We start from the raw sequence: 661 nt of genomic DNA, 5'->3' as shown, positions 1-661 counted from the left end.
AGGTAAATGCTAATCATAAAAGGCATTTGCCTCCTATTTTCACATTTACCGACCTCCCACACCACCGTACGTGCGGTTCCGCATACGGCGGTTTCGTGCTTTCTCATCTTGCGATGTGTGGCAAGTTGATTTCAGTTATCCCTATGAGTAGCGTCACTTCTATCCTATTGTCGGATTCCGTCCTATCGTCTTGGATAGAGAGTTCCTTTCGGACATCTGACGAGGAGTCTCATAAGGTAACATTCAATTACTATTGCACTGCACGATTCAGTCCTTCCCTATAAGCACACGTGCCTTGGGTACTATGACCTCTGCTGACTTCTCACGGCAAGCTTTACTCCGTCATGGTACATCGAATGATTCATCTTCACCCATGCGTCCGTGAGACCTCCTCGGATAAGGGCTTATTCTTTCCATCTTATACCCACTTCATTTACACCAACCATTCCGAATAGCTATGGGACTTTGATTTGTCTTGCAATCTCATCCATGGTCATATGCCTTGTATGAAGTTTCTGTACGTTAGGTCAGATGTTTGCCGCCAGCTTCTTTCAGATTCCACCTCGCAGTGGACACCCTTGCTATTGGCTATACGATTCCCGCTATTAGGGCTCGTTAGGGACTTGCACCCATTAGAATAAGCTCATGCCGAGCATACAAG

The 661-nt window shown here is 46.3% G+C and carries 1 protein-coding gene; it reads left to right on the top strand.

Annotation, left to right across the window (positions count from 1 at the left end):
• Positions 1 to 284: hypothetical protein (locus EXN75_RS18090; RefSeq protein WP_223176176.1), on the top strand; the 284-nt coding region annotated here is incomplete at its 5' end.
• Between the last annotated feature and the right edge of the window lie 377 nt (positions 285 to 661).

It is taken from the genome of Segatella hominis (genome assembly GCF_004535825.1).
In the GTDB taxonomy this organism is placed as follows: Bacteria; Bacteroidota; Bacteroidia; order Bacteroidales; family Bacteroidaceae; genus Prevotella; species Prevotella hominis.
This window is presented reverse-complemented; position numbering and strand designations above follow the sequence as displayed.